The 13,138-nt window shown below is 70.9% G+C and carries 15 protein-coding genes; 11 read left to right on the forward strand and 4 right to left on the reverse strand.

What is annotated here, in order from left to right; genetic code table 11:
- Positions 1 to 50 precede the first annotated feature (50 nt).
- On the reverse strand, positions 51 to 854 hold the full coding sequence (locus tag OG937_37680) for an SDR family oxidoreductase (GenBank protein ID WUD77031.1): 804 nt from the start codon (positions 852 to 854) through the stop codon (positions 51 to 53).
- A gap of 102 nt (positions 855 to 956) precedes the next feature.
- Between OG937_37680 and OG937_37685 the strand changes: the two genes are divergently transcribed.
- Complete coding sequence (locus tag OG937_37685; GenBank protein WUD77032.1) at positions 957 to 1,799, forward strand: helix-turn-helix transcriptional regulator; 843 nt, start codon at positions 957 to 959, stop codon at positions 1,797 to 1,799.
- 188 nt (positions 1,800 to 1,987) lie between these two features.
- On the forward strand, positions 1,988 to 3,094 hold the full coding sequence (locus OG937_37690; protein WUD77033.1) for a histidine kinase: 1,107 nt from the start codon (positions 1,988 to 1,990) through the stop codon (positions 3,092 to 3,094).
- A 53-nt stretch (positions 3,095 to 3,147) separates the two neighbouring features.
- Here OG937_37690 and OG937_37695 read toward each other — a convergent pair whose 3' ends face one another.
- Complete coding sequence (locus OG937_37695; protein WUD77034.1) at positions 3,148 to 3,765, reverse strand: TetR/AcrR family transcriptional regulator; 618 nt, start codon at positions 3,763 to 3,765, stop codon at positions 3,148 to 3,150.
- A gap of 168 nt (positions 3,766 to 3,933) precedes the next feature.
- On the opposite strand from OG937_37695, the gene OG937_37700 reads away from it, so the two are divergent.
- The 3 genes from OG937_37700 (at position 3,934) to OG937_37710 (ending at position 6,136) form a co-directional block, all read left to right on the forward strand.
- Complete coding sequence (locus OG937_37700; GenBank protein WUD77035.1) at positions 3,934 to 4,308, forward strand: nuclear transport factor 2 family protein; 375 nt, start codon at positions 3,934 to 3,936, stop codon at positions 4,306 to 4,308.
- Between the two features lie 49 nt (positions 4,309 to 4,357).
- Positions 4,358 to 4,816 (forward strand): nuclear transport factor 2 family protein, encoded by a 459-nt coding sequence (locus OG937_37705; GenBank protein WUD77036.1) that lies wholly within the window; start codon positions 4,358 to 4,360, stop codon positions 4,814 to 4,816.
- Positions 4,817 to 4,900: 84 nt separating this feature from the next.
- The gene (locus OG937_37710) at positions 4,901 to 6,136 is read left to right on the forward strand and encodes an epoxide hydrolase 1 (GenBank protein ID WUD77037.1); all 1,236 of its coding nucleotides are present in this window, start codon (positions 4,901 to 4,903) and stop codon (positions 6,134 to 6,136) included.
- 44 nt (positions 6,137 to 6,180) lie between these two features.
- On the opposite strand, the gene OG937_37715 is transcribed toward OG937_37710, so the two are convergent.
- A complete protein-coding gene (locus OG937_37715; GenBank protein ID WUD77038.1) occupies positions 6,181 to 6,837 on the reverse strand; it encodes an NAD(P)H-dependent oxidoreductase in 657 nt (218 codons plus the stop codon).
- A gap of 103 nt (positions 6,838 to 6,940) precedes the next feature.
- On the reverse strand, positions 6,941 to 7,666 hold the full coding sequence (locus OG937_37720; GenBank protein ID WUD77039.1) for a DsbA family oxidoreductase: 726 nt from the start codon (positions 7,664 to 7,666) through the stop codon (positions 6,941 to 6,943).
- A 93-nt stretch (positions 7,667 to 7,759) separates the two neighbouring features.
- Between OG937_37720 and OG937_37725 the strand changes: the two genes are divergently transcribed.
- The 6 genes from OG937_37725 to OG937_37750 all read left to right on the forward strand — a co-directional run bounded on the left by OG937_37725 (position 7,760) and on the right by OG937_37750 (position 12,827).
- A complete protein-coding gene (locus tag OG937_37725) occupies positions 7,760 to 8,209 on the forward strand; it encodes a helix-turn-helix transcriptional regulator (protein ID WUD77040.1) in 450 nt (149 codons plus the stop codon).
- An 82-nt stretch (positions 8,210 to 8,291) separates the two neighbouring features.
- Entirely contained in the window at positions 8,292 to 9,593 is a 1,302-nt protein-coding gene (locus OG937_37730) for an amidohydrolase family protein (protein ID WUD77041.1), read from the forward strand.
- Between the two features lie 58 nt (positions 9,594 to 9,651).
- Complete coding sequence (locus OG937_37735; GenBank protein ID WUD77042.1) at positions 9,652 to 10,170, forward strand: adenylate kinase; 519 nt, start codon at positions 9,652 to 9,654, stop codon at positions 10,168 to 10,170.
- 84 nt (positions 10,171 to 10,254) lie between these two features.
- Positions 10,255 to 10,830, forward strand: a complete 576-nt coding sequence (locus tag OG937_37740) for a TetR/AcrR family transcriptional regulator (GenBank protein WUD77043.1) — start codon at positions 10,255 to 10,257, stop codon at positions 10,828 to 10,830.
- 85 nt (positions 10,831 to 10,915) lie between these two features.
- Complete coding sequence (locus OG937_37745) at positions 10,916 to 11,710, forward strand: oxidoreductase (GenBank protein ID WUD77044.1); 795 nt, start codon at positions 10,916 to 10,918, stop codon at positions 11,708 to 11,710.
- Between the two features lie 88 nt (positions 11,711 to 11,798).
- Positions 11,799 to 12,827, forward strand: coding sequence for an acetylserotonin O-methyltransferase (locus OG937_37750; GenBank protein WUD77045.1), 1,029 nt, complete (start codon positions 11,799 to 11,801; stop codon positions 12,825 to 12,827).
- Positions 12,828 to 13,138: the final 311 nt, after the last annotated feature.

The raw sequence follows: 13,138 nt of genomic DNA on the forward strand, positions 1-13,138 counted from the left end.
TTTGGTTCCCGCACCCCCGCCGCCGGGAAGGCGGCGGGGCGCCGGAGGGGTCAGTTCGGGCGGGTGGCGGAGATTCCGCCGTCCACGTAGAGCGTGATGCCGTGGACCATGGCCGCGTCGTCGCTGGCGACGTACAGAACGCCCTTGGCGATGTCGTCGGGCCGGATCACCACGCCTGCCGGGGTGGCGGCGGTCATCGCGTCGAGCTCCGCACGGGCCGCCTCGTTGCCCGGCGTGAGGGTCGCCCCGGGCGCGACGGCGTTCACCCGCACGCCGCGCGGGCCGTACTCCGCGGCCCAGCTGCGGGTGAGCTGCTCGTCCGCCGCCTTGGTCGCGGTGTACATCGCCGCGTAGGGGCTGCCGACCTGGGCCATCCAGGAGCCGATGGTGACGATGACACCGTTGCCCCGCTCGGCCATGGCCGGCGCCATCGCGGCGACCAGCACATGCGGGGCGCGGACGTTGACAGCGAGCATGGCGTCCAGGTCGGCGTCCGGCAGGTCCTCGGTCGCCGTCGCCGGGTAGATGCCCGCGCTGTTGACCAGGATGTCGACGCGTCCGCCGAGCACGTCGGTGGCCTCCGCGGCGAAGGCCCGCAGCTGCTCGTAGCTGCCTGCCAGGTCCGCCGCGACGAAGTCGGCCCGGCCGCCGGCCCGCCGGATGTCCTCGACGACCTCCTTGCCGCGGGATCCCTGCCGGCCGCTGACGACGACGTGGGCACCCTCGCCGGCGAACGTGCGGGCTATCGCCGCACCGATCCCGCTGGTCGAGCCGGTGATCACGGCGGTGCGGCCGGCCAGCCGGGAACCGGGGGTGGAGGGTGTGCTGTCTGTGGTGTGAAGAGAAGTGGTCATGGGTCCCTGTCTACGGCGGCCCGCCGGCATCGGGCCAGGTCAGGACGTACCTGGGCATGGCAGGACCACCCAGGGCGACGGCGTGCCGCCTACCCTGGAGCCATGCCACGCGACCGCGCCGCGCTCGGGGCGTTCCTCCGCTCCCGCCGGGACCGCATCACCCCCTCCCAGGCGGGCATCGAAGCGTTCCCCGGGGCCCGGCGGGTGCCGGGGCTGCGGCGCGAGGAGCTGGCCGTGCTCGCCGGCCTGAGCCCGGACTACTACAGCCGGCTCGAACAGGGACGCCAGGCCAACATCTCCGACGAGGTGCTCGACGCGCTGGCCCGGGCGCTACGCCTGGACGAGGTCGAGCACGCGCATCTCCGCGACCTCGCCGCACCCACCGTGCGGCGGCGCGCCGCGACCCCGCAGTCGGTGCAGCGCCCCGATCCCGGGCTGCTGCGGCTGATGCGCACGCTCGACCACGTCCCGGTCCTGCTGCTCGGCCACCGCGGCGAGGTGCTGGCCCGCAACGCCCTGCTCGTGGAGGTGCTGGGCCGTCCGCTGGAGCCGGGGACGTCGTTCGTCCGCTACATGTTCCAGGACCCGGTCGCCCGCGAACGGATCGTGAACTGGCAGGACTTCGCCTCGGCCACCGTCGCCACGATGCGCCGGGAGACCGCCCGCCGCCCGCACGACAACCGCCTCACCGCGCTCGTCGACGAGTTGCGCACCACCGACGCCGACGTCGCCCGCTGGTGGGACGACCACGCCGTCCGCGACTACGCGTCGGTGACCAAGCGCATCCAGCACCCCACGGCGGGCCCGATGTCCTTCGACATCGAGATCGTCCGCGCGCCCCACGAGCCCGACCAGCGCCTCGTCGTCTACACCGCCGACCCCGACTCCTCCACCGCCCGGGTCCTGCCGCTCCTGGCCAGCTGGAACGCCGCGCCGCATCTCTGACCGGGCCCCGGGAGTTCCGCTTCCTCCTGTTACGATCAGTAACGCTCCTGTTGTCCAGAGGGGACTTGACGGCGCCCCGCACGTACCGGGCACCTGTCCTCGGTGCCCGGCGCCCTGCACGTCCAGGCCCGCGTGACGCCGGGAGAACACGGGCGCGGCATGCGGCCGTCGAGGGACCAGGAGGTCAGGTGAATCTCCGACGCCCGCCGTCCGTCGTCCTTGACGGCGCTCTGGTCCTCGTCGCGCTCTTCGACGTCTGGGTCCATGTCCACATCGACGAACCCTTGCAACTCGCATGCGCGGTGAGCGGGGCCTTCGCGCTCCTGCTGCGGCACGGCCTGCCGCTGCCGACGTTCCTCGTGACCCTGCCGGCCGTCTTCTTCTCCGACGCGATCTTCGCATCGCTCGCAGCGCTGTACACCCTCGCATCCGTGTCGCGCAGGCGCCTCATCCTGGCGCTCGGCGTGGTGGCCTTCACGCTGTGCGACCTGGCGCCGAACCTGTCGGCGGAGGACCTGGTCACCTTGACCTACACGGCGGCGACCGCGGCCGCGGCGGCCTTCCTCGGGCAACTGGTCCAAGCCCGCCGGGACCTGTCGCGACGCATCGTGGAAGTCTCCGAGGCTCGCGAGCACGAACGGCTGCTGATCGCCCAGACCGTTCTGGCCGCCGAGCGAGCCCAGCTCGCCCGGGAGATGCACGACGTGGTCTCCCACCAGGTCGGCCTGATCGCGGTGCGGGCCGGCGCCCTCCAGGTCGGTACGGGTGACGCCCAGGCCAAGGACGCCGCTGGCACGATCCGCCGGCTGAGTGTGCAGACCCTGGACGAGCTGAGGTACATGGTCGGCGTGCTGCGTGCTTCCGGTGGTCGCCTCACCGAGCTCACCCCGCAGCCGTCCGTGGCCGATCTGGAGCGCCTGGTCGGCGGCAGCGGCATCGACGCCGAGCTGACCGTCGACCTTCCCGGCGACCTCGCCCCTTCCGCGCAGCGCGCCATCTACCGCACCGTCCAGGAAGGGCTGACCAACGTTCGCAAACACGCCCCGGGTGCCGCCACGACCATTCGGGTCTGGCACGCCGATGCGACCGCCCATGTCATGGTCACCAACAGCGCCCCCGACCGGCCGACCTTCCCCTTGCCGAGCGCCCGTTACGGCCTGACGGGCCTGCGCCAGCGTGCGGCGCTGCTCGGCGGCTCCCTCGTCTGCGGTCCCACCCCTGACGGTGGCTACCAGTTGCGTCTGGATCTGCCGGTCGAGACGGCCACGCCTTCACCGGGCGAACCTGGCTGGTAGCCGGGCGGCGTTCCAGAGCCTGGTACCCCGCCGGCGCGCCACGCGTGCCGTCGCTACCGCATGGCGGGAAGGGCCGGATCCGGGGGTGCCCAGGTCCGCAGGTGGTCGAGCACCACTTTGAGGGCGGTGCGCAGGGGGACCGTGGAGCCGGTGATCTGCCCCATCACCGCTCCGCCCTGGACGGCGGCGAGGACCGCTGTGGCGAGCTCGTCGACATCGGCGTCCTCGCGGAGCAGCCCGTCGGTCCGCATGGCCGTCAAGCCTTTGGCGAGGGCTGCGTGCCAGCGTTCGAGGTGGTCGGCGATGAGCGCCTGGATGCCCGGGACGGTCCGCGGGGACTGGCGGGTGAGCGCTGTCAGCGGGCAGTAGTCGTTGTCGGGGGTGTGGAGCCGGAGCATCAGCTCCTGCCACTGCTCCCAGGACTCCCAGCTGTCGAGCTGGTCGAGCAGGGGGCGCTGGTCCTCCAGGGCGCGCTGTGAACAGTCCTCAGCGACGGCGAGCAGGAGCTGGGTCTTGCCCTCCGGGAAGTAGTGGAACAGCTGGCTCTTGCTCGTGCCGGTGGCGGCGCGGATGTCGTCGAGACAGGTCTCGGCCGCGCCCTTGACGGCGACGAGCTGCGCGGCGGCGTCGATGATGCGTGCCTTGGTCGCCGCGCCCTTCTTGGTCAGCATGGCGTCACTATAGGTCGCTGGACCGGGTGGTCCACATCTCGCTTTTTGGACTTGCGGGTCCAATTTGTGCCGCCCATGCTGGCGGCAGACAGCAGATGGACCAAGCGGTCCAATCTGCTCCCGGGTGCCGCGCGCCCCAGCGCGCGCGGCGGGAAGCGAGGGAATTCCATGTCCGTCGACAACGACACTCTGGTCCGCACCTTCGTCGAGGCGTTCAACACCAAGGACACCGACCGCCTGCTGCCGTTCCTCCACACCGACGTCGTCTTCCGCAACTACGGCGACGACGAGATCCGGGGCCGGGACGCCCTGCTGGAGATGTGGCGGAACGTCTTCGGCACCTTCGAGCAGGTCAGGTTCGAGACGGTCCACCAGGCCGTCAACGGCGACATCGTCATCGCCGAGCAGGTCCACGGCCTCGCCCTTCCCGGCGGGCCACTGGCCCCCGTGATGAACATGGCCGTCTACGAGGTCCGCGACGGCAGGATCGCCGCCTGGCGCGACTACACCAACCCCGACTACGCCCGCTCGCTCCTCAGTTGAGCCACCGACCGCTGCCGAGTGACCGTCCCGAACCCGTGAGGAGCACCACATGAACGACGTCGAACGCCTGACGACGATCGAAGAACTGCGCCGCCTGATGGCGCGGTACGTCCGCTACGCCGACCAGAAGCGGTGGCAGGACCTGGCCGGCCTGTTCACTCCCGACGGCACGTTCACCCCACGCAAGCCCGACGGTTCGGTGTGGCTGCGGATGACCGGTCGTGAGGAGATCGCCGCCACGATCGGCGGGAGCAGCGGTCCCGACGACGTCCTGGTCCACCACCTCTTCTCCGACGAGATCGACGTCGAGTCGGGGACCGGCGCCCGCGGCACCTGGTCGATGGAGGACCTCATCACCCGGCCCGAGGACGCCGAGGTCAACCCGGACTTCCCGTTCAAGGGCATGCACGGTTACGGCCACTACCACGCCCGCTTCGCCAGGACCGGCGACACCTGGTACATCGCCGAACTCGAACAGACCCGGCTGCGCCTGGACTTCAGCTACTGACGGTGTCCCCCTCCCGGGGCACCGCACCTTCCCCCCTTCCCCCCTTCAGCACCTGCCCCACCTTCCCGAGAAAGCAGCGCACCCATGACCGACAAGAACACGGTTCCGTCGCCGGAACGCTTCACCATCGACGTGGCGCAGGACGTCCTGGACGACCTCACCGACCGCCTGAGGAAGACCCGCTTCTTCGACGACCTGGACAACGAGGAGGAGTACTACGGTGTCAGCACCGCCTACCTCAAGCCGCTGGTCGAGTACTGGGCGGACGGTTTCGACTGGCGCGCGGCCGAGAAGCGGCTGAACGGGCACGAGCAGTTCACGGTGGAGATCGACGGCACTCCCGTCCACTTCGTCCGCAAGCCCGGCAAGGGCCCGAGCCCGACCCCGTTGCTGGTCCTGCACGGCTGGCCGTGGCCCGGTGAGTTCAGCTACCCGCTCCTCGACCCCCTGGCGGACCCCGCCGCCCACGGCGGGGACCCGGCCGACGCCTTCGACGTCATCATGCCGACCCTTCCCGGCTTCGCCTGGTCCACCCCCCTCACGCGGGGCGACCTGAACTACTGGAAGATCGCCGACGTCCTCCACACCCTCATGACCGAGGTGCTCGGCTACGAGAAGTACGGCTCGCTGGGCTCCGACTACGGCGCTCTGGTGACCAGCGCCCTGGGTCACAAGTACGCCGACAGCCTCATCGCCCTGCACTTCGGCCACGACCTGCCGCCGGGACTCTTCCAGCACGACCGCTACTGGGACCTGACCATGGGCCAGCCCATCCCCGCGGACGCCTCACCCGAACTGCGGGCGGACATCATGAAGTTCCACTCCACCTATGCCTCCCACGTCGCCGTGCACATGCTGGACGCGTCGACCCTGTCGCACGGTCTGAACGACTCCCCGGTCGGCATGCTCGCCTGGCTGCTGCAGCGGTGGAAGAAGTGGAGCGACAAGAACGAGGACTTCGACGCCGTCTTCTCCCGGGACTTCGTCCTGACCCAGGCCACCGTCTTCTGGGTGACCCAGTCCATCGGCACCTCGATCCGCATGTACCGCAACACCGTCCGCCACCCCTGGGCGCCGTCGCACGACCGCCGGCCGGTGGTCGAGGCACCGGCGGGCTTCACCTTCCTGCTCGGTGACGTCTACCCGCCCGGTGTCCGCACGGTCGAGGAGCGCATCGCCGCCTTCGTGCACGGCCCATCCTACGACTCGTTCAACGTGGTCAACGTCAACGCCCACCCGAAGGGAGGTCACTTCGGCCACTACGAGAATCCCGGGGCCTACATCGACGACGTCCGCGAGACCTTCCGCAAGGTGCGCTGACCCCCGCTGCCCCTTCACGGGCAGCGCGTCCTGGACGGACCCGGTCAGGTGGTCGACCGGGTGGCGGTGAGCGCGGCGACCTCCACCGCCTGACGGCGCGCCCGCGCGTGCGCATCCTCCAGTGAGGCGCGGTGCTCGGGGAGCAGGTGCCCGAGCGACGGCACCGTGGGCGCATAGGTCAGTTCGGGCGTGATGGGGCGGACGTCCAGGGCCATCAGCCGCGGATCGCCGAGGATGGTCTCCAGCGCGGGGATCAGGAAGTCCTTGCCGTGCTGGGGCGCGCCGGGACCGTAGCCGCCGCCCCGGGCGGAGACGACGACGGCGGGGCGCCCGGCGCTGGGAGCGGGGCCGGGCAGCCCGATCGTCCTGCCGACGATCATGATGTGGTCCAGCCACGCCTTGAAGACCGACGGCATCGCGTAGTTGTAGAGCGGTACGGCGAAGAGGTAGGCGTCGGCGCCCAAGAACTCCTCCACCAGCTCGTCCTGGAGCCGGGCGGCGGCCTTCTGTTCGGGGGTGTGCTCTTCGGCGGGGGTCGTACGGGCCAGGATGCCGGCCGCGTCCAGGTGGCCGACGGGGTCGAGCGCGAGGTCGCGGCGGACGACGCCGCCGGCCCAAGCGGCGGTGAAGGAATCGGCGACCCGGCGGGAGACGGAGGCGTCGCCGGAGGCCGAGGCGTCGATGCGCAGCAGGTAGGACATGGTGGTGACTCTTTCGCTGTGGTGCGGGTGTGCGGGTGTGGTGGTGGTCCGCCGGCCGGGTTCCGGCGCGCGGGTGCGGGCGGGCTCCGGTGAGGCCGTGTCGTCAGGGCGCGGGAGGCCGGGGGACCGCACAGCCGTCCGGGCCGCAGGCGGCCGCGCCCGCTCCGCCGAGGATCTGCAGCGGCCGGGGCTCGGGGTGCGCCGCCTCCCAGGCCTTGGTGATCGCGGCCAGGAGCTCGTCGATGCCGACGGCGCCGGGGATCGCGTACCTGCCGTCGAGGATGATGAACGGCGTCCCGCGTGCCCCCAGGCGCTCGGCTTCGCGCTGGTCGGCGTCCACCCGGGCCCGGTAGCGCCGGTCGCGCAGCGCCTCGGCGGCCTCCTCGCGGTCGAGGCCGGCCTCGGCGGCGAAGTCGAGGACCTGCTCCCGGGTCCACAGCTCGCGCGCCTGCCCGAAGTGGGCGCGGAACATCGCCGTCCACACCTCGCCGCCGCGCCCCCGGTCCGTGGCGAGGGCGAGGAGTTCGTGCGCGTAGTCGGTCGGCCCCAGCGTCCGCTCCAGCGCGCGGTACGGGTCCAGCCCCTCGTCCCGGGCGGCGCGCTCGATCGGCGCGAAGATCTGTTCGCGCCTGGACGCGGAGATCCCGTGCTTCTCCAGGAGCCGCCGCTGGGTGATGCCCTCGCGGGGCAGGTCGGGGTGGAGCTGGAACGAGCGGTGCACGATCCGCACCTCGCCGGCGTGCTCGAAACGCTCCAGCGCCAGCCGCAGCCGGTTGTCCGCCAATCCGCAGTACGGGCAGACGATGTCGGACCAGAAGTCGATCTGCATGGTGGGCCCCTCTCGAAACTCACTTTCTGTTCGTAGCCTCACTCTGCATTAGTGTGAGAAGCGATACAAAAGGCACATTGATGTGCGTGGGTCGTGGGAGAGGCGGCGGACGTGGGCACCGGCAGCGGGATGCGGCAGGGACGCACCAACGTGCGGGCGAGCGTGCGGCGCGTGCCCGGCCCGTGCGCGCACTGGGGTGACGGGGACGCGGACTTCATCCGCGAGATCCTCGACCTGGTCGGCGACAAGTGGAGCGTGCTGATCATCGGCACCCTCTCCGACGGACCCGTGCGCTACTCCGACCTCGCGCACGCCATCCCCGGCATCTCCCAGCGGATGCTCACGCTCACGCTCAAGCAGCTCCAGCGCAGCGGCCTGGTCGACCGGACCGCGTACGCCGAGGTGCCGCCGCGCGTCGAGTACTCCCTGACCGGGCTCGGCACCTCCCTGCTGTCCACCGTGCTGGAACTGGCGGCCTGGTCGGCCGAGCGGCATGCCGAGATCCGCCGCCACCAGCAGACGTACGACGCGGGGACCGGGTAGCGGGGGCGAGTTGACCTCACATCGCGGGACGCTCTAGCGTCCCGCCCCTGACCACCAAGCGCATCCGTTCGGGAGGGGCCTCGTGACCGAAGCAACGGCGATCGTCAACGCGAGGGTCTTCGACGGCACCCGGCTGCGGGACTGGACGTCGGTCCGGTTCGCCGACGGCATCATCACCGACTGTGCCACCGGTCCCACTGCCCAGAACGGCGACGAGGTGATCGACGCGGAGGGCGGCACCCTCCTGCCGGGGCTGATCGACTCGCACATCCACCTGGTGCCCGGCGCTCTGGCGCAGGGGCTCACCTTCGGTGTGACCACTGCACTGGACATGTTCAGCCAGGCCGACGCGATGGCCGTGGCCAAGCGACAGGCCGGCGTTCGGCCGGACGTCGCCGACGTGCGTTCCGCGGGGATCGGTGCCACTGCACCGGGCGGGCATCCCTCGGCGATGTACGCCCCGTTCCCGACCTTGACCGGCCCGGAGCAGGCCGAGCAGTTCGTCGCGGACCGCGTCGCCGAAGGCTCGGACTACGTGAAGATCTTCGGCCCTTCGGGCACGGCGGGTCCACGGACGACCCCGTCTTTGGACCTGGCCACGATCACCGCGTTGACCGAGGCGGCGCATCGTCGCGGACTCGTGGTCGTCGCGCACATCCACTCCGTGGCCGGGATGGGCGAGGTCGTGTCCGCGGGCATCGACGTCATCGCGCATGTGCCGGTGGACGGAGAAGTGGACGGAGCCCTGGCCGGGCGGATCGCCGAGGCCGGAATCGCGGTCGGCCCGACGCTGGCAACCATCGAGAACGTCCTGGGCGAACCGGGCGGAGCAGCTGTGGCCGGCGACCCGCGACTTGCCGCGGCACTTGGGGACGCACAGGCGCGGCGGCTGACCTCTGGGGCATCGGGGCGGCATGGGCGAGCGATGCCGCCCTATTCCCGCGCTGAGGAGAACGTCGGCCGCCTGGTCGATGCGGGCGTCACGCTCCTGGCCGGCACCGACGCCCCGAACCCGGGAACCGTGTTCGGGGCAAGTCTGCACCGGGAACTGGAGCTGCTCGGCCGCTGCGGCATGACGCCCGCTCAGGCGCTGAACGCCGCGACCGCCGCTCCGGCACGAGTGTTCAGCCTCGCCGACCGCGGGCAGGTCGCACCCGGTCGGCGCGCGGACCTCATGCTCGTGTCCGGCGACCCGTTGACCGACATCACCGCGACCCGGGCCATCGAACGGATCTGGCGGGCAGGCGTCCTGTGTGACCGACGCGCGTTCGTCGCCAACGCGGCCGAGGCGGAAGAACTCGACGCCTTCGACGCCCGGGTCGCCAAGGTCGTGGCGGCCGTCCGTGATCGCCGGTACGGCTTCGATCCGAACAAGGCCGGCTGATCCGTCACGAGCATCTGCCACTGCCCGCGCCGCGGTGGCCCGGGTAGGGTGCACGGTCGTGGAACGGATCTTGGTGGTGGGCGCCACGGGCGCGGGCAAGTCCACGCTCGCCCGTGCGGTGAGCGGTCGACTGGGCCTGCCGTACCACGAGATGGACGCGCTGTACTTCAACGGCCCCGGCTGGGCGGTGAACGGCGCGTTCACCGAGGACGTGGCGGGGTTCGCCGCCGGGCCCCGCTGGGTGGTCGACTCCCTCGGCTACCCGGACGTTCGTGACCTGCTGTGGGGGCGGGCCGACACCGTGGTGTGGCTGGACTATCCCAGGCGCGTCGTTATGCCGCGCGTCCTGCGCCGGTCCGTGCGGCGCACCGTCACGCGCGAGGCGGTCTTCGGGGGCAACAGGGAAACCCTCACCGGCTGGCTGAGCCGGGAGCATCCTGCCTGGTGGTCCTGGTCCCAGCACGCGGGCCGTCGCCTCGAGATCGGGCGCCGTGTCGGCGATCCCCGCTTCGCTCCGCTGGACACCCTCCGCTTCGGCCACCCCGACGAGACCGCGGCCTGGCTGGCATCCCTCTGAGCCCGGTGAGGACCGCAGCGGGCGAGACGCCCTCCGGGACGCTTACTTTATTGATCAATCCAGAATCATGCTAGGCTTCCCGACATGGGACGGATCAGGGAGTTCGACGTCGACCGGGCGGTCGACCGCGCGATGGACCTGTTCTGGCGTCGCGGCTACGCCGAGACCTCCCTGCAGGACCTCCTCGACGAGCTGTCGATCGGAAGCGGCAGCTTCTACGCGGCTTTCGGCTCGAAGGAACAGCTCTACCTCCGCGCCCTCGAGCGTTACTCCGCCCTCCAGGCGGACGACCTCGTGAAGATCCTCGAGCACGCGACCGAGATCCGGCCGGCGGTGCGACAGGTCCTCGTCGCCATGATCGAGGCGGACCTGACCGATCCGTCGCGGGGTTGCCTCGTCGTCAACGCCGCCACCGAGTGCGGCGGCCGGCCCCCGGCGGCCGAACGCGTCGTCGCGGCGATGCGGCAGGTCGAGTCGTCCCTGGCGGGAGCCCTGGCGCGGGCCAGGTCGCGGGGTGAGCTGGCGCCGGACAAGAACCCGGTCGAGCTGGCCCGCTTCCTGACCACCTTCGTCCAGGGCCTGCGGGTCGTCGGCCGGGCGCGTCTTGGGCGGTCCTTCGTCGAGGACGCCCTCGCGGTGGCGATGCGCGCCCTGGGCTGACCGTGGGCGGGCTCCGGCGCACACCGTGTGGGCCGGGCTTCCGCTTGGCGTAATTCTGTATTGATCACTCCACAAAGGATTCCTCATGGAACTGCACCTCAAGAACAAGGTCGCCGTCGTCACCGGAGCCAGCAAGGGCATCGGCCTGGCCGTCGTCGAGGCGATGGCCCGCGAAGGTGTCCGCGTCGTCGCCGGCAGCCGCAGCTCGACGCCCGAACTCGACGCTCTGGCGACCGCCTACGACGTCACCATCGTGCCCGTCGACCTGGCGACACCGGAGGGGGCGCAGACCCTGGTCCGCCGCGCGGCGGAGCGCCACCAGCGGATCGACATCCTCGTCAACAACGTCGGCGCCGCCGAACCGCGCGCCGGGTTCCTCGAGGTCACCGACGCCGAATGGCAGCGGATCTTCGACCTGACCTTCTTCAGCGCCGTCCGCGCCAGCCGCGCCGCGCTCCCGCACCTGGCCGAGGCCGAAGGCGCGGCCATCGTCAACATCAGCTCCATCAACGCCCGCACGCCCTTCCCGATGGTCGTGGACTACTCGGCCGCCAAGGCCGCGCTGACCAACCTGAGCAAGTCGCTGTCCGAAGAGTTCGCGCCGAAGGGCATCCGCGTCAACGCGATCTCCCCCGGCCCGGTCCGCACCCCGTTCTGGACGGCCCCGGGCGCCTTCGCGGACGCCACCGCCGCGGCCGCCGGCACCACGGCGCAGGAGGCCCTGGACGTCGTGGTCCCCCAGAGCATGGGCATCACCTCGGGCCGGATCACCGAGCCGCAGGAGGTGGCCGACCTCACCGTCTTCCTGGCCTCGCCGGTGGCGGGCAACATCAACGGGGCCGAGGTGCTGATCGACGGCGGCCAGATCAAGACGCTCTGAACCCGGAGCGCGGCCCGTCCCGCCCGGGTCGTCGGTGCGAGACCGCGACAAGCGACCAACCTGAGAAACCGTTGTCGAGTGAGTGGAGATGCATGTGACCGTCGACGAATCGATCACCCCCGAGCCGATCCTTCAGCTGGGTCTGGGATTCATGGCCTCGAAGACACTGCTGAGCGCGGTGGAGCTGGAGATATTCACCGTCCTGGCCCGGGGCGGTCGCGATCACGCGTCCCTCGCCGCCGAAGTGGGCCTCCACCCCAGGTCCTCCGCGGACTTCCTCGACGCCCTCGTGTCGCTGGGCCTGCTGGACCGTGACGACGACGGTGTCTACCGCAACAGCCCCGCGTCCGAGGTCTTCCTGGACCAGGCCAAGCCCTCCTACATCGGCGGCATCCTGGAGATGGCCAACGCCCGTCTCTTCGGCTTCTGGAACAACCTCACCGATGCCCTGCGAACCGGCACCCAGCAGAACGAAGTCACGCACACCGGAGCCCCCTTCTTCGCGACGCTGAGCCAAGACCCCGTCGCGTGGCGCAACTTCCTCAACGGCATGAACGGTGTCAGCACACCCCTCGCCGGGGCACTCGCCGCCGACTTCGACTGGACCGGCCGCCGGCACGTGGTCGACCTCGGCGGCGCTCTGGGAGCCGTACCCGCGGCAGTGCTGCGATCCCGCCCCGAGATGACCGGAACCGTCTTCGAACTTCCCCCGGTGCGCCCGGTCTTCGAGGAATTCGCCGCCGCGCACGGCCTGACCGACCGCCTCTCCTTCCACAGCGGCGACTTCTTCTCCGACCCCCTTCCCCAGGCCGACGTCTACGTCATGGGGCAGATCCTCCACGACTGGAACCTCGAACAGCGGCAGTTCCTGCTCCGCAAGGCCTACGACGCCCTGCCCGAAGGCGGCACGCTCATCGTCTACGACGCCATGATCGACGACGACCGACGGCACAACACCTACGGCTTCATGGTGTCGCTGAACATGCTCATCGACACGGAAGCCGGCTCCGAGTACACCGTCGCCGATGCGACCGGTTGGCTGGCGGCGGCAGGCTTCTCCAGGACGGAGGCCCGTCCCCTCATCGGCGGCTACACGGCCATCTACGCCACCAAGTGAGCTGACGCCGGGTCTGTCCCGGCGTCAGCTCACCGACCCACTCCATCCCTTCCCAGCGGCGATGTGCACGGCACCCTGGTGCAGGTCGAGGCTGTGGGGTCCGGTCGGCGGCACGGATTGGGCGAGTACGCCCGGGCCATGGAAGGCAGCGGTGCGAAGGCGGAAGGCATGCGGGCCGGTGCAGCCGACGGTGCGGAGTCGCCACGGTGCCGAGGGGTCGTCCTCGTCCGTGCAGGGCGGCAGGGCGAGTTGCAGCCGTGCGGTGGCCGGACGCTCCGATCCGTACTCGGTGTGAGCCCCCCGGCCACCGC

It is taken from the genome of Streptomyces sp. NBC_00510 (assembly GCA_036013505.1).
Classification (GTDB): domain Bacteria; phylum Actinomycetota; class Actinomycetes; order Streptomycetales; family Streptomycetaceae; genus Actinacidiphila.

What these genes read in the sequence shown, in the direction of transcription:
- OG937_37680 (WUD77031.1), bottom strand. Translation starts at nt 854, where the DNA reads ATGACCACTTCTCTTCACACCACAGACAGCACACCCTCCACCCCCGGT.
- OG937_37685 (WUD77032.1), top strand. Translation starts at nt 957, where the DNA reads ATGCCACGCGACCGCGCCGCGCTCGGGGCGTTCCTCCGCTCCCGCCGG.
- OG937_37695 (WUD77034.1), bottom strand. Translation starts at nt 3,765, where the DNA reads ATGCTGACCAAGAAGGGCGCGGCGACCAAGGCACGCATCATCGACGCC.
- OG937_37700 (WUD77035.1), top strand. Translation starts at nt 3,934, where the DNA reads ATGTCCGTCGACAACGACACTCTGGTCCGCACCTTCGTCGAGGCGTTC.
- OG937_37705 (WUD77036.1), top strand. Translation starts at nt 4,358, where the DNA reads ATGAACGACGTCGAACGCCTGACGACGATCGAAGAACTGCGCCGCCTG.
- OG937_37710 (WUD77037.1), top strand. Translation starts at nt 4,901, where the DNA reads ATGACCGACAAGAACACGGTTCCGTCGCCGGAACGCTTCACCATCGAC.
- OG937_37715 (WUD77038.1), bottom strand. Translation starts at nt 6,837, where the DNA reads ATGTCCTACCTGCTGCGCATCGACGCCTCGGCCTCCGGCGACGCCTCC.
- OG937_37720 (WUD77039.1), bottom strand. Translation starts at nt 7,666, where the DNA reads ATGCAGATCGACTTCTGGTCCGACATCGTCTGCCCGTACTGCGGATTG.
- OG937_37740 (WUD77043.1), top strand. Translation starts at nt 10,255, where the DNA reads ATGGGACGGATCAGGGAGTTCGACGTCGACCGGGCGGTCGACCGCGCG.
- OG937_37745 (WUD77044.1), top strand. Translation starts at nt 10,916, where the DNA reads ATGGAACTGCACCTCAAGAACAAGGTCGCCGTCGTCACCGGAGCCAGC.
- OG937_37750 (WUD77045.1), top strand. Translation starts at nt 11,799, where the DNA reads ATGCATGTGACCGTCGACGAATCGATCACCCCCGAGCCGATCCTTCAG.